This is a genomic window from Planococcus kocurii (genome assembly GCF_001465835.2).
In the GTDB taxonomy this organism is placed as follows: domain Bacteria; phylum Bacillota; class Bacilli; order Bacillales_A; family Planococcaceae; genus Planococcus; species Planococcus kocurii.
This window is the reverse complement of the sequence record NZ_CP013661.2, coordinates 2,074,382-2,092,748: the sequence shown is the minus strand read 5'-3', so window position 1 is coordinate 2,092,748 and position 18,367 is coordinate 2,074,382. Positions and strand designations below refer to the sequence as shown.

Sequence of the window (18,367 nt, the reverse complement as noted above, 5' to 3'; positions counted from 1 at the left end):
CCGCAGGAGTCGCCGCCTTCATTTCAATCAGCCTATTCTAAAATGGAGATAAAGTAAAAATTAATAAAGTAAAATCAAGCATTAATCGTACTTATAGAGACTCACGAGACAGCAGTTTTTTATGTAAGCACATTTTTTACCTGCTACTTTCCAGTCATGCGAATCACGTATCTAGTCACCGATTACTGTACTCATTGCCGGCAGTGGTGAATCTAAATACGTGTCTTCCCTTTGCAAGAGCTGATGTTAAAATCAATTTTCTTCACTCGTAATGTAGTGATACAACTTACTTTCCACAGTATTCTCTAACGCTAAATGCATATGGACTACCGGGATTTCTTTTAGATTTTTATCCGTCATTAACGCTTGCTCGATGTTTTCTTTATCTGGAAGAGCTTGACCCAAATAATAAAAATCGCCACCCTCGTCGTCATCCTTTTTGATAAACAAATGAAGATCAATATTATTTTCAGCAGCATCTATAATGGTTTTTACTTCTCCAGATGCTAAAGTGCGATTACTTCTTGTTGACCATTTAAAGATTTCAGGACTGATAAAGCCTTCTGTATAGGCGACGCTCGATTCTACTTCATCGTTTTTGTGATACGTAACAAAAATCGGACAAGAACCGTGCTTTGTTTTATAGCCATAAATCGTGGAGCTTTCATCGCTTGACCAGTTTAATAAACGGCACGCATCTTTACGCGTGTATTTTTTATAAAGTGTTAAAGCACGATTACATTCGTAGCTTTTGCTCAATTCTTTAGCACTCACTATTAGATCAACAAACATTTTTCGGAAGCTCGTATTCTTCTTTAAGCTTTCTTGAATATCTTCATTAAAATAGATGCTGCTTTCTCCAAAGACCACAAGTGGTTTATTGCCATATTTTTTACGTGGACCTTGGTTGAAAAAGCTTAAACCTAAGATGCGCTCTACCGAAGCAAAAGTGTCCGAATTGACCGTACAGTTATGGGATTTTACAGATTGCTCGTAAGTGCCCAGCGTGACTTGGTCTTTTTCCACTAATAATTCAAGCAATAGGATCTCATGCAGCCTTTTGCCGTTTAGAATTTCCTGAGATAACATAGTTAGTATCTGATCTTCGTATTTATTTAATACCTGTTCTGTTTCTTTTAATTTTAATAAAAACTGATAATAATTTAAAAAGAGATTGTAGCTTGCTTTATTCTTTTTATGAGTTTTCACTATTATCATAGGATCAATAGAGTTGTGAATTATAAAGTCTTCAAATCGAGGAATTTTCCCTAGTCGATTTTTCAATTCAAAATAAGCCTCTCTTAAAATTTTTATATTGACTAGTTTACTTTGACTAATAGAACTAAAAATACGATTTTTCGCAATTTCTTCAAAATTCACTGTGGAAATCCCTCTGATGTAGCTAGTGTCTTTCATTCGGCGGCGAATATTATCCTTGTTTTGTGAACGCTCACCTGACAACGCGACCGGAATGAGGTAGTTATTTTTATAGTTACCGATGAAATCAATGATGGTTACGAATTCTTTTGATCCGTGCTTGCGAAGACCACGGCCCAACTGCTGGATAAAAATAATGCTAGACTGTGTTTGTCTTAGCATAACCACTTGATTGACACTCGGAATATCGATTCCTTCATTAAAAATATCGACAGTTAAAATATAATCAATGATGCCATTCTCTAACCGGTCAACGTGTAAAATTCGTTCTTCTTGCGAATTTTGGCCAGTCAATGCTACCGTCTTTAACCCTCTACGATTCAATTCTTCTGAAAGCTTGATAGCTTCCTCTTTTCGGCTACAGAACATGAGCCCTCTCACTTTTTCACCTGAATGTCCATAGTAATTGATTTTTTGCAGAAGATGATCGACTCGTTCTTCTGTTATCAATTTCGAAAAAACGGTCGCTTCGTCAATCACGCCTTCTTCATACTCAACGTCGGTTACGCCAAAATAGTGAAACGGACAAAGCATGTCTTCTTCTAATGCCTCTTGTAAGCGAATCTCATACGCAACGTTATAGTCGAATAGCTCATATATATTAAAATCATCGGTTCGTTCCGGTGTTGCCGTCATGCCCATGAGAAAATTCGGCTGGAAATGCTCGATGACTTTCTGATACGACTTAGCTCCCGCTTTATGTACTTCATCAATCAAAATATAGTCAAAAGCTTGCGGATCTAGTTGATTGAGCGTCGCTTCTTTTGAAATGGTTTGAATCGTCGCAAACAAATAACGCGCATCCGTTTCTCTCAAATTTCCTGAAAGAATTCCAAAATCACTTTCCACTCCGCCCAGTATTCGAATAAAGTCCGACTTTGCCTTTTGAAGAATTTGTTCTCTGTGAACGATAAATAGCATTCTTTTTGGAGCAAAACTTCGGACGTCAAAAGCAGATAGATAAGTTTTCCCTGTCCCCGTCGCCGAAATTACCAAACCTTTGTCATTTCCAGCTTCACGTACTGACTGTATTTGTTGAAGAGCAGCTTCTTGCATTTTGTTCGGCTTGATATTGATGGCTTCTTTTAACGGATTTTCAGTATACACTTCGGGAAATTCAGCTATATTTTTTAATTCTTTGCGGTATTCAATCGGTACATAAGATTGTTCATAGTTTGTAATCCACTGTTCTGTTAGTGGTTGTGCACTTTCCCAAACCTCTTCGAATTGCTGATAAAAATGGTGGACCAATTCTCCGTTTTCATGAGAACTCAATTTGACATTCCACTCATAGTTCACTTGCAAGGCTTGTGCCGTTAAATTAGAACTGCCGACAATTAACGTCTGATGCGTTTCATGTGAAAAAATATAACCTTTTGAATGAAAACCTTTTATGTTCGATAACCTGACTTCCACATTATTGATTTTCATAAGTTCTTTAAATACTTTAGGCTGATTGAAATTTAAAAAAGTCGAAGTTAAAATTCTTCCTTTGATTCCTTTTCGGTCAAGATCCGATAAATGCGTTTTTAAGGTCGCCAAGCCACTTTCTGTCACGAATGCTACAGAAAAGAGAAATGATTGACAGCTATCTAACTCTTCTGTAATGGAATTCAACACAGTGTCATTTGTTTTCGTATTATTGATCAGCAAAGTTGGCTTGAAACGTTCACCACTTGGTTTTGCTTGGTCGATAAACCCTTTATATAGAGAGTCTTCTAAATTCTGAAGAAAATTCATACCTATCCCCCGCTTTTCTTTCAGCCAATTTTATATCTCTAAACTTAAGCATACTGTTTTAGTTTTTGTATCGCTGGAATATCTGCTGGCGCCCATTCTAGCTGCTCGAGTTCGTGCGCTTCTAACCATTCGATTGCTATATGTTCTGTTAATACTGGAGTTCCTTCGACTAATTGGCAGTAAAACGTAGTTAAGTGAACAATACCAAAGTCGTATTTATACACCGTATGTTCTACTTGTTCACCAATTTCTACTTGGCAATGCATTTCTTCTTGGATTTCTCTTCGCAACGCTGCTTGTGGCGTTTCAGTTTCTTCTATTTTGCCTCCTGGAAATTCCCATAAACCAGGCAAACTTTTTTCCATTCCACGTTGTGCACACAAGATTTTGTTACCGTCTTTAATAACTGCCCCAACGACATGTATGTTTTTTATTTTCATTTTTCTCACCTACTTTTATTTTCATTTAAGTTAAAGCAGTGGTAATAGATTGATTTAAATTTGATATAATTTAACTGTTGCAAAATTCAGATTTGGAAAAACGGTTTAATTGTTACGATATAAGTTATGTCTTCTTATCAAGGATATATACAATGCAGCTTTGGATCAAGTCAACTTTCCACTATTTCTATTTTATGGAATATTTTTTGTGTATATTCGAAATTTTTTTCAAACGAGTTGGGATTTTTCAAAACACCTATCAGATAGGAAAGGATGATCACATGAAAAAAATCACGAAATTCAAAGTAGCCGTCGTGCAAGCCGGTGCTGAAATCATGGACAAAGAAAAAGGCGTAGCCAAAACGGTTCGTTTGATTCAAGAAGCAGCTAGGCAGCAAGCTAACATTATTGTCTTCCCAGAAGCATTCATCCCCGCCTATCCGCGTGGTATGTCGTTTGGTGCAGTGGTTGGCAGCCGTGATTGGGAAGGTCGCAAAGATTTTCGTGAATACTGGGACCATTCCATCACAGCACCTGGTCCTGAAACACAAGCGATTGGCAAAGCAGCGAGACAAACGGGAGCTTACGTCGTAATCGGTGTCATCGAAAAAGACTCGAACGGTAGCCAAGGCACGCTGTATTGCACGGTCTTATTTTTTGGACCTGATGGCGAATTGCTCGGCAAGCACCGTAAGTTAAAACCGACCGGGTCGGAACGTCTTATTTGGGGACAAGGCGACGGCAGCACATTGCCAGTTTTCGAGACACCTTACGGACGACTTGGTGCGTTAATTTGCTGGGAAAATTATATGCCCCTCGCACGTGCTGCAATGTATGACAAAGGCATCCAGATTTACGTTATGCCAACTGCTGATGGACGGGATACGTGGACGTCAACGGTTCGACACGTAGCGGCAGAAGGGCGTTGCTTCGTATTGTCGTGCAATCAGTATTCAACAAAATCAATGTACCCAGAAGCTATTTCGTCACGGGCTGAATTTCAAGAGTTGCCAGAGGAAATGTCTCGTGGCGGAAGTTGCATAGCAGGACCTCTAGGGGAGTTGATCGTCGAGCCGGTGTACGGAGAAGAAACCATTCTCTACGCCGAACTCGATTTAGACCAAATCGCCGAAAGTCAGTTTGATTTTGACGTATCGGGACATTACGCTAGACCGGATGTTTTTCAGTTGAGTGTCAATGAGAAAGCGCAAAAAAACGTGGTGTGGAACAACTGATCATCCTTTCTTTTTCTAAAAATACAATTGCAAAGAAAGGTGGGAAGCCTAGTGGAAAACGATAAAATCACCAGACGCAATCCCATCGGTATGCCGAAACCCGTCGGCAATTACACACACATTACGAGAATCCCCAGAAATGCAGAGCTGTATGTGACTTCGGGGCAAATTGGTCTAGATGCGAACGGCAAGCTTCCTAAGGGATTCCATTCTCAAATTACCAATACAGTTAAAAATATTAAACAAGTTCTCTATTCAGAACAGTTAACTGCTGAGAATATCATCAAAGTAAATATATGGGCTACCGAAAAGATCGATTGGGATTTCTTATATGCTGAATGGTCACAGCTATTCGGCACTGATTATCCAGCCATGACGATTGGGTACATTACAGAACTGGGGTTGCCCGACATCAAAATTGAAATTGAAATTTGGGCAGCTCAAGTTTGATCCACTATGAAAAAGCACAGCCAGAACGGAGTACCGTTTTGATTGTGCTCTTTATTGTTTTATTTGATGTATAAAATAATGATCAGATGTTACTTTTATTGCTAATCAGTAACCTCACATAACAAGACTACCAATTGATAAAACTCACGCTTTCAGATGGGAGAAGTTCGCAAATGATCAACTTACAAAATTCCACACCAGAAGAAATCCGGCAGCTGATTCGAGAAGGCAATTTAAAGAGTCCTACTTCGGGGATGGCGAATGGCTTTTTGCAAGCTAACCTTGTCGTTCTTCCAAAAGACATGGCGTTCGATTTCCTGCTATTTTGCCAGCGCAACCCAAAATCTTGTCCATTAATAGACGTCACCGATGCCGGTTCATTTACACCTGTCCAATCCGCGCCTACAGCAGATATAAGAAGTGACATTCCGCTTTATCATGTTTACCGAGACGGGAAATTAACGGAAACGCTGACAAACATTACGGAGCTTTGGAATAATGACATGGTCGCGTTTCTCATTGGTTGTAGCTTTACGTTTGAAGAAGCTTTAGTCAACAATGGCATTCCGATTCGCCACAACGACGAAGGAATAAATGTACCGATGTACAAAACATCTATTCCAACCATTAAAGCCGGAATATTCGAAGGACCCACTGTTGTCAGTATGCGTCCTGTTGCCGAAAAAGATGTGGTACGCGCTGTGCAAGTAACAAGTCGTTTTCCAACCGTCCACGGTGCACCGCTCCATATTGGCAATCCGGAAAGTATCGGTATCGACGATATAAATCAGCCTGACTACGGTGACCGCGTGACGATTAACGATGGTGAAGTGCCGCTTTTTTGGGCTTGCGGGGTCACGCCACAAGCCATTGCTGCACATGTCAAACCGCCATTCATGATTACTCATGCGCCAGGGCATATGTTTATTACAGATATAAAAACCGAAGAAGTCGGAGTCATATAAGTTCAGATAGAACAAAAAGCACAGCCAAACGGGGGTCCGTTTTGGCTGTGCTTTTTGTTTTTGTCATTAAACTGTCTCAAGTACTTTTTTACACAAACTCTTCATCAAACTTTCCAGCATATGCGGCGTATGAACAAAAGCACTGTCCATATGAAGCCGCTCTGTATACTGATGAGCGTCTTTGCCGAACGGACCAACATTCAACACAGGCGCTTGTAGCTCAAGCATGTCGGCAAACGGAATGCTATAGGTTTTTCCCCATACAGGCGTGTTGCATTCATACGAGCTCCATCCGTTACCAGGGTCGCTATAATTAACATAACTCAAATCGCAAAGTCCGTTAAAATAGTGAACTTGATCAACTTCAACGCCATTTTCTGCGGCTGTTCTTTTTACAGTGGCAATGCACTCCATGATAAATGGATCTTCCGATGAATTGACTGCCGGATAATAAGGCGGTGCAAACAACAAGATGATTGCTGGTGCTAATTCGTGACATTGAATCATCAGTTTATCAGCAATACGCAACGATTTCTCGCGTTCGTCCCATTCTGGATGTGCTAAAATTTCTGCTTTTAGTTTTGAAACAAAGCGAACACCGCGTTTCGCTTCTGCATACTTAAGTAACTGCTCAAAGCGCAATACCTGTACTTCCCCAATGCCTTCGATCCCTTCACGCCTGCATAGTCCGCTATATGCCGTATTACACATAGTCGCCGCTTGCATTGCCGTTTGTTCAAACAGTTCCATCACTTCGGCAGCATTTCGTTTCATGAGAAAAACATTATACAAAGCAGTTGCTCGGTAAGGTGTTTGTGTCGAATACTGCATTTTCAAATCTTTTTGTTGAAGCGAAACCGGTAGCGGTGTACTTTCACCAAGATCACTTTCGCGGTATAGAGCGTTCCACTCCATCGCTTGCGATAGAAAAGAAGCCATGTAATTCGCTGTCATGCCTTTTAACGGTTCACCCACATGCGTTTCTTTGCCATAGAAAAGTGCAGCTGGCATGATTTTTCCGAGCGTCCCCGAATAGACGTAATGCTTTTCGTCACCCGGTTTTTGTGAAAATGCCGGCTCACTGTTAAAGAACATCTTGTACGACAAGCCGCGCTCTTCGCGTAAGTTAACAAGCTCACTCACCGCTTTACGCATGCCCATTGAGTTAACTTCTTCGTCGGGCACAGTCAATAACACGAGGTTCAGCGGCCAGTTTTCCGTACTGGCTTTTTCAATGAGTGCCATATGGAGAGCCAGCCCCATTTTCATATCCATCGTGCCACGGCCAAATAAGTAGTTACCTGACTCGAGATCTGCACGCGCCTCTTCTGGAAGATCGTCTTTTCGCTCAAACAGCTTTTTCGTCACTTCTTCTGTTGGCGCTTCTATCCTTAATCGTTTTGGAAAAGTGCAAGGTGCTCTTAGCATCGGTGTTGTCAGCTATAACTTGACAGACGAGCGACTTGCGTTTCTAGCACAGCAAGTGAAAGAAACAAGTCAGCGTATTTCGGCTAAATTGGGCTATAACTATTAGCTAAAATGAAAAAGACTTATTCCCAATAGTAGGAATAAGTCTTTTTAAGTTGGATTATCGTTGATTTCCTCTCCTTTAATCCGTTCACTGAAAAGAACACACCGAAAAAACTGACGACAGGAGGGAGTCAGTCTTTTTGTCGTGAGTTTTAACACATTACGTTAAATGAATAATTTGGTAGGCTATTGGACTTTTAAAATCATATCAAATAAAGAATAATATTTATTAAGTAAATGTTATTTTATGGGATATATCTATTCCTTTCTTTCAGAAAATCTTTATACTTAAGAAAATACGAGTGAATTTCCGACCTTGATACTCTAGCAGTTAATTCTGCTCTCTAAAAAGAGGTGAAGCATATCGAACGTTCCAACATTAAAAGTAAATTTTCTAGCTATATCTTTCTTCATATTTCTATTTACTACGCTTGGATTTTGTTTAGCGATAGCAACGAACGTACTTTTGTATTGGTCGAAAACCTGATTTCGTGGCTTGCGCCTATCGTTGCTTGTGTCACGTTGTTTATCGTCTCCCGTCAATCAGTTGGCAAAAACCGTCTGTTTTGGTTACTGCTTTCTTTAGGAGCTTTCAGCTACGCAATCGCTGAAGGTATTTGGGTTTATAGCCATAACGTTTCATATGAAGAGCCCAATTATCCAGGGTGGCCAGATGTCTTTTACTTTTTCCAAATCTTTTTCTATTTAGCTGCTGTTGTTTACCAGTTTAAGCAAAAGAAAGAAATTTCTTATGAAATTAAATTTATTTTCGATATGATGATTATCATTACTGTTTCTACCGCTCTCAGCTGGCATTTTTTGATTCAGTATTTACTGATGGAAGAATCTTCACCAATGATGCTCGTTGTCTCTATAGGTTATCCACTTGGAGATTTGTTGTTGCTATTTGGTGCGATCAGTTTTTACATTGGCTTTTCCCACTTGTTACCAGCACGTGTGTTTGTTTTAATCATTATCGGCCTAACTTTTCAGATTTTTGCCGATACCGCTTACCTGTATTCAACAGTTACTGATACTTATGGTTCGGGTACTTTATATGATCCATTTTGGTCTCTTAGTCTGTTACTAGTGGCACTTGCTGGCTTGCATGCTCTTGATCCTTTACCCAAAAATGGTTTACAAGCAACTTCAACAAGGGCACATGAACGAATTTCAATTCGTATGCTGTTACCGTACCTGAGTCTCCTTCTTCTATTCACCATTATGCTTGTTGAACAAAGAGAAAACATGAAGGGCTTGATTGCTGGCGCTTTTGTGGCGGCTGTTCTTATTATTACGAGACAAGTTTTTACGCTACGTGATAATCGGAGACTGCTATTCAACTATGACCAGCTAACCTCTGTCCTTGAGCATAAAATTGAACAACGAACAGTAGAAGTCACTTCTAAAAACGAACAGCTAGAAAAAGCGGTCAAACAAATGGAGCACATGGCTTATCACGACGTATTAACCAACCTTCCAAACAGAAGGCTATTCGTTGAAAAAGTGGAGAATTCCATAGCAGTTGCCAAACAAAATGGTCAAAAGCTCGCTGTCGTATTCATAGATTTGGATCGTTTCAAAAATATTAATGATACATTCGGCCACGAATTTGGAGACTTATTGCTTCAAGCATTTTCGCAAAAAATATTGGCGAATTTGCGTCCGATTGATACCATTTCTCGACAGGGCGGTGACGAATTCACACTTTTCCTTGCTGATATCCATCTTAAAACAGACGTTATCCCAATCATTCGTAGGTTACAGTCTGATTTTGCAAAGCCTATGAACATCAATGGGCAAGAATTGCCTATCTCGATGAGTATTGGCATTGCCATGTATCCAGAAGATGGAGAAACACCAAGCGAATTGCTAAAACATGCGGACAGGGCCATGTATAGTGCAAAAGCAAAAGGCAAAAATAATTATCAATTTTTCTCAACTGATATGACTTTCGTTACTTCCAGTAAATTAGTATTAGAAAATGATCTGCGTCGCGCTTTTTCCAATGAGGAATTCTTTCTTCATTATCAACCACAAGTTTGTGCTTCGAGTGGTGATGTTATCGGAATGGAAGCGTTGATTCGCTGGCAAAAAGCAGAGGGTACCATCGTTTCTCCCGCAGAATTTATTCCTTTGGCTGAAGAAACTCGCTTAATTCTTCCTATTGGTGAATGGGTGCTTTATACAGCTTGCAAGCAAGTAAAAGAATGGCATAATTCTGGATATCCTCACCTGAAGCTCGCTGTAAACTTATCGCCCCTTCAGTTTTTGCAAGACGATTTGTTGGAGACGATCAGTCTGGTATTAGCAACTACCCACTTTCCAGCAGCTTTGTTAGAACTAGAAATTACGGAAAGTGTGGCGCTTGATGATGCGGAAAAAGCCATTTCTCGAATGCACGCATTGAGAAAAATGGGCATTCAGATGGCGATCGATGATTTTGGAACTGGCTACTCATCACTAAACTATTTGAAACGTTTCCCACTCAACAACTTGAAAATCGCTCAACCTTTTGTCCAAGACATGACCACAAATCCATACGATAAAGCACTCGTCGAAGCGATGATTTTTATCGCTCATAGCTTCGATATGTCAGTAATTGCAGAGGGTGTGGAAACTGAAGAGCAATTGGCGCTACTAAAAGAATTGGGCTGTGACGAAATCCAAGGCTACCTCTTTAGCAGACCGCTACCTGCTGATCGTTTTACTCAGTTGTTGGTCACCGGATTCCCTTCAGTCAACATGATTTAGTCTGTTCCTAAAAATTCATCAACTAAAAACAAGACAAGCCGCTATCTGACAGCGGCTTGTCTTGTTTTTAAATTCTTTATTTTGGACGTTCCATTGAAAAAATTTCGCCGATCGCTGCATAATTTGTTCCTGCTAACCGGCTTACAGCATCCAGTCCTTTCGGATCGATGCGTCCTTTTTCGTAAATAGCTTCGTCAATGTGGAACTGCACAATTTCCCCAATGAACAAATCACTGCCTGCACCGTCTCCACCTAACGCAACTGACTCTACTAAGCGGCATTCCATACGAATTTTCGACTCGACGATGCCTGGAACCGATACGATTGAACTCGGCACTTGCGTCAGCCCTACTATTTCGACTTCGCTTTCTGATGGAGGCAAAGAAGCGGCTGTTTCGTTGATTTTTGTTACATTGTCACGGTCTACAATATGCACGACAAACTCACCGTTGCCATAAATATTACGAGCAGTGTCTTTCATGCCACTTGCTGGTCGTTGAATCGCAAGCGACACCATCGGCGGATTGGAAGACACAACATTGAAATAGCTGAACGGTGCACCGTTAACGACTCCTGACGCGGATTGCGTTGTGACAAACGCGATGGGTCGTGGAATAATCGAGCCCACTAATAGTTTGTAATTGTCGCGTTCCTCGTTTTGTTCCGGATCAATTGATATCATGCTTATCCACTCCTTTACTAATGAGATTGATCTTTATAAATGAGCTATTTTTTACATATCGCTTTGGGCATAGCTTCCGTAAGAAATGTTCTGCAATGGCTATTCCACAAACCAGCTACGCTTTCCTGCGAGCTTGCACCAAACTAACTCGGACTTTACGCCTGAGTGGATTTCGACACTTCGCTATCTCGCGGGAGTCTACGCTGGTTTGCTCCATAGCCTGATGATTTGTTAATTGAACAGGCTAAGAAAAAATTGCGCTAGCTTCGTTGCAAAACGTCCGTTTGCAGCGAGTTCTTCTTTCATTCAACTTATTTACTCAATTTACGTCATCTATAACCCATTGTAACTAAAAAACAGAATGCGCGGATAGTTACGCACATTCTGTCGGTTTAGAGAAGATTAACGGATTGTTTTCAATGCTGTTGACCACGGAATTACTTGGTCGAGCATTTGATTGACGGAATCTGCTTGAACCGGTGCAGCTTTTAGCTCTGCGCCATTTTCAAAGTCTGTGAACAATGACAATGCTGGATGAACGCGAACGTCCGCTACAGATAATTCACCCAAAATGCCCCGTAAATGTTCTGCAGCACGCGCTCCGCCGACAGATCCGTACGATACGATACCCGCTGCTTTATTGTTCCATTCCACGCGTAAATAATCGAGTGCATTTTTTAGTGACCCTGTAATGGAATGGTTGTATTCTTGTGTAATAAAGACAAAGCCGTCTTGTTTAGCAATCGCTTCAGACCAGCCAGCTGCTCCGGATGCGTCGCCACCGTTTTCGCCAAGAAGCGGCAATTTGTATTCAGCAATATCAATAATTGTATAGTTCGCGTCACCGCGTTTGTCTGCTAATTCTTTTACCCAGTTGCCTACTTGTGGGCTTAAGCGCCCTTCGCGTGTTGATCCTAAGATGATGCCGATATTTACTGTTGTCATTGTTATTTCCTCCTCTTGTTTGGTTCCGAACAATTTACTCATTATGCTTGTTCTTTTTCCCATTGTTACAAAACCTCTTTTTCAATCGTCTGTGTGCTGCGTACCGTATTGATTGGACGAACTAATTGTTCAATTTCCTCACGTTTTGGTTCTAAAAATGGTGGCAAAGATAATTTTTCTCCGACTGTTTCATAAGGTTCATCCCCCATGAAGCCCGGTCCATCCGTTGCCCATTCAAACAAAATGCCTTGTCCCACTCGTGCATACAATGATTCGAAGAAGAAACGATCGACGTAACCGGATGTATGGAACCCAAGACTTTGCATCCGGTCGATCCACTCTTGCAATACGTCAGTATCTGCTACACGGAAAGCCGCGTGGTGAACTGTACCAAAGCCTTGGCGTCCAGATGGCAACGATGTGTTATGCTCGACAATTACTTGTGCTCCGTTTCCACCTTCTCCTATTTCAAACAAATGGAAAGCATCTTCTTTTGCAATTTCGCGCATCAACATTGCATGTTCTAATACTTTTTTCAAGCTATCAAAATCTGCGATTCGAATATGCACGGGGCCAAGTCCTGTAATCGCAAACTCCAGTGGAACAGGACCATTTTGCCACGGTGTACCGGACGCTACGCCTCTGTTGTTTTCGTCTGAAATCAGCATGTACTGCTGATCGTCAAAATCAACAAACGAAATCGTTTTTTTGCCGAATACTTCTTCGATACCTTTATGTGCCACTTGGTATTTGTCAAAACGTTTGATCCAGTAATCGAGTGCGCTATCCGTTGGCACGCGGAAAGCTGTTTTGTAAATTTCGTTTGTTCCGTGCACGCCTTTTTGAATGTTCGGGAAGTCAAAGAACGTCATATCTGTTCCCGCTGACCCTTTATCATCTGCAAAGAATAGATGATACGTTTGGATATCGTCTTGGTTCACCGTTTTCTTGACAAGACGCATGCCCAATACATACGTAAAAAATTCATAGTTTTTTTCCGCGCTGCTAGTGATGGCTGTTACGTGGTGAATTCCTTTTAATTCGTTCATCAAATTCTCTCCTCTTTCTGAAAGCAATTAATATCTCGAATTCGAGATATATAGCTAAAAAAATTTAGTCGTTCTATAATTTTCAGTGGCTCAACGGAAGCTTATTAAATTTCACAATTAATAAATCCAAGATTCTATCAACACAAACTATCTCGAAACAATTTATCTTTAATTCGAGATAATAATACCATGTAGTTTTTGGGGTGTCAACTAGTTGAGTTGGTTTTTCTAGTTTGATGTTTAATTGGTTCTGCTGTGATATAAAAAACTGATTTAGGTTGGTAGTTGAGAACAATCAAAACTATACATAAAAGAAAAAGAGCATCTTTTTAAGTTACATTAGATGCTCTTTAACAACTTATACTTTGTATTGATTTTTATGAACTGCTAGCAAAAAGATTATTTTTCATTTATTTTTTGAAAAATAGCTATATTTGACCCTAAAACATTCATCTTATCTTCACCCAATAATCCCAATACTTTATTTTCAGTATTGTCCAGCACAATCGTATTTATTTCCTTTATAGATAATCCACTTGCTTGTGCTACTCGGCTCACTTGAATCTGTGCAGCTTCAATACTAATATGAGGATCAAGACCCGACCCAGAGGCAGTCATCAAATCTGCTGGAATTTGCTCGCGTTTTACATCTGGATTAGCATTCAAAAATGCGACTATGTCTGTTTCAATTCGTTTCTCCAGTTCTGGATTAGAAGGTCCATAATTATATGTCCCCGAGCTAACACCTCCAAAAGCTATGTCGCCATTTACATCCGGTAAGGTATCTTCTTTTGTATAAACATTGTAATTAATTGCAGATATCCGACCTGAAAAATAAGCTGGATTTGTGAACGCTTGTCCCACATTTTTAGATCCCACTACTTTATCGTCAACCTGGATTAAATTACCGTTTGCTTGTTGTTTGAAAAACACTTGCGCAACACCAGTGACTGCAAATGGATAAACTAGCCCGCATAAGATGAACAACGAACACGTTATAAACATGGCTTGTTTTGTATATTCAAAAAGTCCTCTCATTTCATCTACCTCCTATAAATTCATCATAGTTAAAATAGGACTTGTCAGTATATCAAGCAATTTAATGCCCACAAAAGGCGCAATAACCCCACCTAGACCGTAACGTAGCAAGTTCCTAGTTAATAATTTCTCTGTACTCATGGGTTTGTAAGAGACACCTTTTAACGCAATAGGGATGAGCAATGGAATGATGATTGCGTTAAATAACAATGCGGAGATAATCGCACTTGTTGGTGAATTTAAATGCATAATATTTAAGACGTCCATCTCTGGAATCGCTACCATTAGCATCGCTGGTAGGATTGCAAAGTATTTTGCAACGTCATTGGCAATACTAAAAGTTGTCAATGCACCTCTAGTCATTAGCAATTGCTTTCCGATTTCTACAACTTCAATAATTTTGGTTGGATTCGAGTCTAAATCAACCATATTTGCCGCTTCTTTGGCCGCATTTGTTCCAGAATTCATCGCTAATCCAACATTGGCTTGCGCAAGTGCAGGTGCATCATTTGTACCGTCACCAGTCATAGCGACAACCTTCCCAAGCGCTTGCTCTTCTTTAATCAAATTGATTTTGTCTTCAGGTTTGCTTTCTGCAACAAAACTATCAACACCTGCTTCTTTTGCAATTGTGGCTGCTGTCAATGGATTATCCCCGGTGCACATAATGGTTTTAATACCCATCGCGCGTAGTAGTTCAAAGCGTTCTTTTAAACCAGATTTCACAACATCTTTTAAATAAATGACGCCCAGTATTTTTTCATCTATGGCAACTACTAACGGGGTTCCACCAAGAGATGATACTTGTTGAACGATGCCCTCCAAGTCTTTCGGTATCACTTGATTGGCAGCATCACTCATTTTTTTCATTGAATCGTAAGCGCCTTTTCGAATTTTTTGACCATTCTCTAAATCCATCCCACTTATACGCGTCTGGGCTGTAAATACTACGTGAGTGCTCGTTTCGACAAGTTTTTTTTCATCATTTTTTTCAATACCTAATGTAGTTGCAAGAGTTAAAATGGATTTACCTTCCGGTGTATCATCTTTTAGTGAACTTAGCCATGCAGCACGTAGAAGTTTTTTCCGATCAATACCCTGTACTGGCAAAAACTCTGAAGCTTGACGATTTCCATAAGTAATTGTCCCCGTCTTATCTAAAATCAAAGTATCTACATCTCCACAGGCTTCCACAGCTTTTCCTGACATTGCAATTACATTAAATTGCGTCACGCGATCCATACCTGCAATTCCAATTGCCGATAATAGCCCACCGATTGTTGTTGGTATTAAACAAACGACTAACGCAATAAGTGTTGAAATGGGGATATCAACATCTAAATAGATGGTCATAGGGTAAAGTGTGACCACAACTAGTAAAAAGATAATAGTTAAACTGACTAATAATGTATTTAATGCAATTTCATTTGGCGTTTTTTTACGCTTTGCTCCCTCGATTAACGCAATCATCTTGTCTAGAAACGATTCTCCTGGTAACGAAGTGATTTCAACTTTCAACCAGTCACTTGTTATAGTCGTACCACCGGTAACTGATGAAAAGTCTCCACCACGCTCCTTCACTACCGGAGCAGATTCACCAGTGATTGCAGATTCATCAACAGTGGCAATTCCATCCACTACCTCACCATCGTTAGGAATGATTTCACCAGTCTTTACTAAGACAACATCTCCCTTTTTAAGATCTTCAGCTTGTTTCATAAGATGCGTACCATCAGCCATCACGACACGTGCATCTGTACTTGTTTTTGTCTTCTTAAGTGTCTGTACTTGAGCCTTACCTCGACCTTCCGCAATTGCTTCAGCAAAATTTGCGAAGAGAATTGTGATAAACAAAATAGCCGCAACGAGCGCGTTATAAAGACGTGCATACTGAACGCTACTATCCTCTAATAAAGCGGGAAAAATAGTTAATACAAGAACAAAAATAAAACCGATTTCGACTACGAACATTACCGGATTTTTCACCATATAAACGGGATTTAACTTTTTAAAAGCTGCTGTAATGGAACTTTTCATAATTTCACTTGTGATAAAACTTTTTTTAGATACAGTCTCCATCGTTGTCTCTCCTCGTCAAGAACGTATTTGCAAGTGTTCTGTAATTGGACCGAGTGCCAAAGCCGGTAAAAATGTCAAAGCACCAATCATTAGTACAATTGAAATCAGCATGAATGCAAACATTACGTTATCTGTTTTTAATGTTCCAGCCGTTTCACTGTGTAGTAACTTAGTCGCAAGCATAGAAGCAATAGCCAGTTGAATAATAATTGAAAGATAACGACCAAAAAACATCGCTAAGCCCGTTGTCACATTCCAAAACGTTGAATTATCCGCTAATCCTTCAAAGCCAGAACCATTATTTGCTGAAGAAGAGGCGTACTCATAAAGAATTTGTGACAACCCGTGTGCACCTGGATTTGTAATACCTGCGATACCTGCCGTAGTCGAAATTGCAATTGCTGAGAAACTTAAGATAATTGCCGGATGAATTAAAATACACAGCGCGATTAACTTCATTTCTTTCTCCTCAATTTTCTTACCTAAAAACTGCGGCGTGCGTCCAATCATCAGACAAGCAATAAAAATTGTCAGCAAGACATACATCATCATATTCATCAACCCAACACCTTTACCTCCAAACACAACGTTAAGCATCATATTAAATAATGCAACCATACCTCCAATTGGCGTTAACGTATCATGCATATTATTTACAGTACCCGTTGTAAAAGCCGTTGTTACAGTAGTAAATAAAGCCGATTGTGCAATACCAAAACGCATTTCCTTCCCCTCCATACTACCCAGTTCCTGAGTAATACCGAGTGAACTAATGATTGGATTTCCTTCACGCTCTGCCATATAACAAGCAGTTAAGCCAGCCAGAAATAAAATTCCCATCGCAGCAAAAATAACCATTCCTTGCTTTCCAATTAAGGCTCTCTTACGTCGAGCTGCAACCATTAAGCCAAACGCAATAACGCACGCCCCTGGCAGTATCATCATAGATAATATTTCAATAATATTTGTTAACACAGTCGGGTTTTCAAATGGCGTCGTTGAATTGGCACCGTAAAAACCGCCGCCGTTTGTACCAACGTGTTTGATAGATTCTAAAGATGCCACAGGCCCAAGGGCAAGATCTTGCATCTTTCCTTCAATAGTTTGAACAGTTTCGTTTGCTTTAAAAGTTTGCGGTGTACCCTGGAACACTAAAATCATTGAAACAATAAATGAAATCGGCAGTAACACTCGAGTGATTACACGTACCATATCGACAAAAAAATTGCCGAGTGTATCTTTTTTTGCTACTAAGCGTCGACAGAATGCCATGCACGCCGCGTAACCCGTTGCTGCAGAAGTGAACATCAGAAATGTAATAACAAGCATTTGAGACAAATAACTTAGTCCTGATTCACCGCTATAATGTTGTAGGTTTGTATTGGTAATGAAGGAGATAATCGTATTAAATGATAACGTTGCTTCCATATTAGTAATTTCATTTGGATTTAAAAATAAGACTGACTGAATACGCAGTACAATATAACCGATAAATACCATGAGCGCATTCGAAAGAATGAGTGCCAGCACATATTGTTTACCAGTCATATCATTTTGCTTAACACCAGAAATTTTGTAAATAACTCCATCGATACGATCCATAACCGGATCTAACCATGTTTTTTCGCGCATTGTTACATGATATAAATAATGGCCTATTAACACGACCATAGGTAGATAGATAAGTAATACGAAAGCGATTTGCCACATTTTCTTAACCTCCTATTGGCTTATTACTATTTTTCTGGGTAGAGTAATGCATGACCTAAATAGACAAACAATCCAACGATAATGAGGATAACAACCCACATAAAATCTCCTCCTACTTATTTTCTTTCTGATAACACCAATTAGTAAAACCGTAGAGACTAGTAAAGCAAATGCCGAGTAAAGCGACCATATAAACATCCATCACATCTATCACCCTTTCTACTTAGTAATTATTTTCATCATACTGCTTGTTAAATTAACGTAGCGTTAGAGAAAGACAAATTGTATTAAGACAGTATTAAGATGCCAATCT

General features: G+C 39.9%; 15 protein-coding genes. 5 read left to right on the top strand and 10 right to left on the bottom strand.

Features of this window, described 5'->3' with window-relative positions; translation table 11 throughout:
• Positions 1 to 252 precede the first annotated feature (252 nt).
• Together AUO94_RS10300 and AUO94_RS10295 are read right to left on the bottom strand one after the other, a co-directional pair.
• The gene (locus AUO94_RS10300; RefSeq protein WP_058384127.1) at positions 253 to 3,177 is read right to left on the bottom strand and encodes a DEAD/DEAH box helicase; all 2,925 of its coding nucleotides are present in this window, start codon (positions 3,175 to 3,177) and stop codon (positions 253 to 255) included.
• A gap of 44 nt (positions 3,178 to 3,221) precedes the next feature.
• Complete coding sequence (locus tag AUO94_RS10295) at positions 3,222 to 3,617, bottom strand: (deoxy)nucleoside triphosphate pyrophosphohydrolase (RefSeq protein ID WP_058384126.1); 396 nt, start codon at positions 3,615 to 3,617, stop codon at positions 3,222 to 3,224.
• A gap of 281 nt (positions 3,618 to 3,898) precedes the next feature.
• On the opposite strand from AUO94_RS10295, the gene AUO94_RS10290 reads away from it, so the two are divergent.
• The 3 genes from AUO94_RS10290 (at position 3,899) to AUO94_RS10280 (ending at position 6,267) form a co-directional block, all read left to right on the top strand.
• Positions 3,899 to 4,852, top strand: a complete 954-nt coding sequence (locus tag AUO94_RS10290) for a carbon-nitrogen hydrolase family protein (protein WP_058384125.1) — start codon at positions 3,899 to 3,901, stop codon at positions 4,850 to 4,852.
• 51 nt (positions 4,853 to 4,903) lie between these two features.
• Positions 4,904 to 5,302: a RidA family protein gene (locus AUO94_RS10285; RefSeq protein WP_058384124.1), complete on the top strand. Its 399-nt coding sequence runs from the start codon at positions 4,904 to 4,906 to the stop codon at positions 5,300 to 5,302.
• A gap of 173 nt (positions 5,303 to 5,475) precedes the next feature.
• The gene (locus AUO94_RS10280) at positions 5,476 to 6,267 is read left to right on the top strand and encodes a putative hydro-lyase (RefSeq protein ID WP_058384123.1); all 792 of its coding nucleotides are present in this window, start codon (positions 5,476 to 5,478) and stop codon (positions 6,265 to 6,267) included.
• A gap of 66 nt (positions 6,268 to 6,333) precedes the next feature.
• Here AUO94_RS10280 and AUO94_RS10275 read toward each other — a convergent pair whose 3' ends face one another.
• The gene (locus AUO94_RS10275) at positions 6,334 to 7,695 is read right to left on the bottom strand and encodes a M20/M25/M40 family metallo-hydrolase (protein ID WP_237150103.1); all 1,362 of its coding nucleotides are present in this window, start codon (positions 7,693 to 7,695) and stop codon (positions 6,334 to 6,336) included.
• Between AUO94_RS10275 and AUO94_RS17090 the strand changes: the two genes are divergently transcribed.
• Both AUO94_RS17090 and AUO94_RS10270 read left to right on the top strand, forming a co-directional pair.
• The gene (locus AUO94_RS17090) at positions 7,676 to 7,801 is read left to right on the top strand and encodes a hypothetical protein (protein ID WP_237150102.1); all 126 of its coding nucleotides are present in this window, start codon (positions 7,676 to 7,678) and stop codon (positions 7,799 to 7,801) included. The two genes, AUO94_RS10275 and AUO94_RS17090, sit on opposite strands and share 20 nt — an antisense overlap.
• A 350-nt stretch (positions 7,802 to 8,151) precedes the next feature.
• Entirely contained in the window at positions 8,152 to 10,551 is a 2,400-nt protein-coding gene (locus tag AUO94_RS10270) for a putative bifunctional diguanylate cyclase/phosphodiesterase (protein WP_237150101.1), read from the top strand.
• Positions 10,552 to 10,627: 76 nt separating this feature from the next.
• On the opposite strand, the gene AUO94_RS10265 is transcribed toward AUO94_RS10270, so the two are convergent.
• The 7 genes from AUO94_RS10265 to kdpF form a co-directional block, all read right to left on the bottom strand.
• Positions 10,628 to 11,233 carry a flavin reductase family protein gene (locus AUO94_RS10265; RefSeq protein ID WP_058384122.1) on the bottom strand — a complete coding sequence of 202 codons (606 nt, stop codon included), beginning with the start codon at positions 11,231 to 11,233 and terminating at the stop codon, positions 10,628 to 10,630.
• 402 nt (positions 11,234 to 11,635) lie between these two features.
• On the bottom strand, positions 11,636 to 12,178 hold the full coding sequence (locus tag AUO94_RS10260) for an NADPH-dependent FMN reductase (protein WP_058386823.1): 543 nt from the start codon (positions 12,176 to 12,178) through the stop codon (positions 11,636 to 11,638).
• Between the two features lie 65 nt (positions 12,179 to 12,243).
• Positions 12,244 to 13,227 (bottom strand): ring-cleaving dioxygenase, encoded by a 984-nt coding sequence (locus tag AUO94_RS10255; RefSeq protein ID WP_058384121.1) that lies wholly within the window; start codon positions 13,225 to 13,227, stop codon positions 12,244 to 12,246.
• A gap of 399 nt (positions 13,228 to 13,626) precedes the next feature.
• Positions 13,627 to 14,265, bottom strand: coding sequence for a potassium-transporting ATPase subunit KdpC (gene kdpC / locus AUO94_RS10250; protein WP_058384120.1), 639 nt, complete (start codon positions 14,263 to 14,265; stop codon positions 13,627 to 13,629).
• A gap of 12 nt (positions 14,266 to 14,277) precedes the next feature.
• Positions 14,278 to 16,344 carry a potassium-transporting ATPase subunit KdpB gene (gene kdpB / locus AUO94_RS10245; RefSeq protein ID WP_058384119.1) on the bottom strand — a complete coding sequence of 689 codons (2,067 nt, stop codon included), beginning with the start codon at positions 16,342 to 16,344 and terminating at the stop codon, positions 14,278 to 14,280.
• 15 nt (positions 16,345 to 16,359) lie between these two features.
• A complete protein-coding gene (gene kdpA, locus AUO94_RS10240) occupies positions 16,360 to 18,054 on the bottom strand; it encodes a potassium-transporting ATPase subunit KdpA (RefSeq protein WP_058384118.1) in 1,695 nt (564 codons plus the stop codon).
• Between the two features lie 26 nt (positions 18,055 to 18,080).
• Positions 18,081 to 18,155: a K(+)-transporting ATPase subunit F gene (gene kdpF, locus AUO94_RS17820; protein WP_078080859.1), complete on the bottom strand. Its 75-nt coding sequence runs from the start codon at positions 18,153 to 18,155 to the stop codon at positions 18,081 to 18,083.
• Positions 18,156 to 18,367 lie beyond the last annotated feature (212 nt).

Coding starts and splice junctions, on each gene's coding strand:
- AUO94_RS10300 (WP_058384127.1), bottom strand. CDS start 3,177: ATGAATTTTCTTCAGAATTTAGAAGACTCTCTATATAAAGGGTTTATC.
- AUO94_RS10295 (WP_058384126.1), bottom strand. CDS start 3,617: ATGAAAATAAAAAACATACATGTCGTTGGGGCAGTTATTAAAGACGGT.
- AUO94_RS10290 (WP_058384125.1), top strand. CDS start 3,899: ATGAAAAAAATCACGAAATTCAAAGTAGCCGTCGTGCAAGCCGGTGCT.
- AUO94_RS10280 (WP_058384123.1), top strand. CDS start 5,476: ATGATCAACTTACAAAATTCCACACCAGAAGAAATCCGGCAGCTGATT.
- AUO94_RS10275 (WP_237150103.1), bottom strand. CDS start 7,695: ATGCTAAGAGCACCTTGCACTTTTCCAAAACGATTAAGGATAGAAGCG.
- AUO94_RS10265 (WP_058384122.1), bottom strand. CDS start 11,233: ATGATATCAATTGATCCGGAACAAAACGAGGAACGCGACAATTACAAA.
- AUO94_RS10260 (WP_058386823.1), bottom strand. CDS start 12,178: ATGACAACAGTAAATATCGGCATCATCTTAGGATCAACACGCGAAGGG.
- AUO94_RS10255 (WP_058384121.1), bottom strand. CDS start 13,227: ATGAACGAATTAAAAGGAATTCACCACGTAACAGCCATCACTAGCAGC.
- kdpC (WP_058384120.1), bottom strand. CDS start 14,265: ATGAGAGGACTTTTTGAATATACAAAACAAGCCATGTTTATAACGTGT.
- kdpB (WP_058384119.1), bottom strand. CDS start 16,344: ATGGAGACTGTATCTAAAAAAAGTTTTATCACAAGTGAAATTATGAAA.
- kdpA (WP_058384118.1), bottom strand. CDS start 18,054: ATGTGGCAAATCGCTTTCGTATTACTTATCTATCTACCTATGGTCGTG.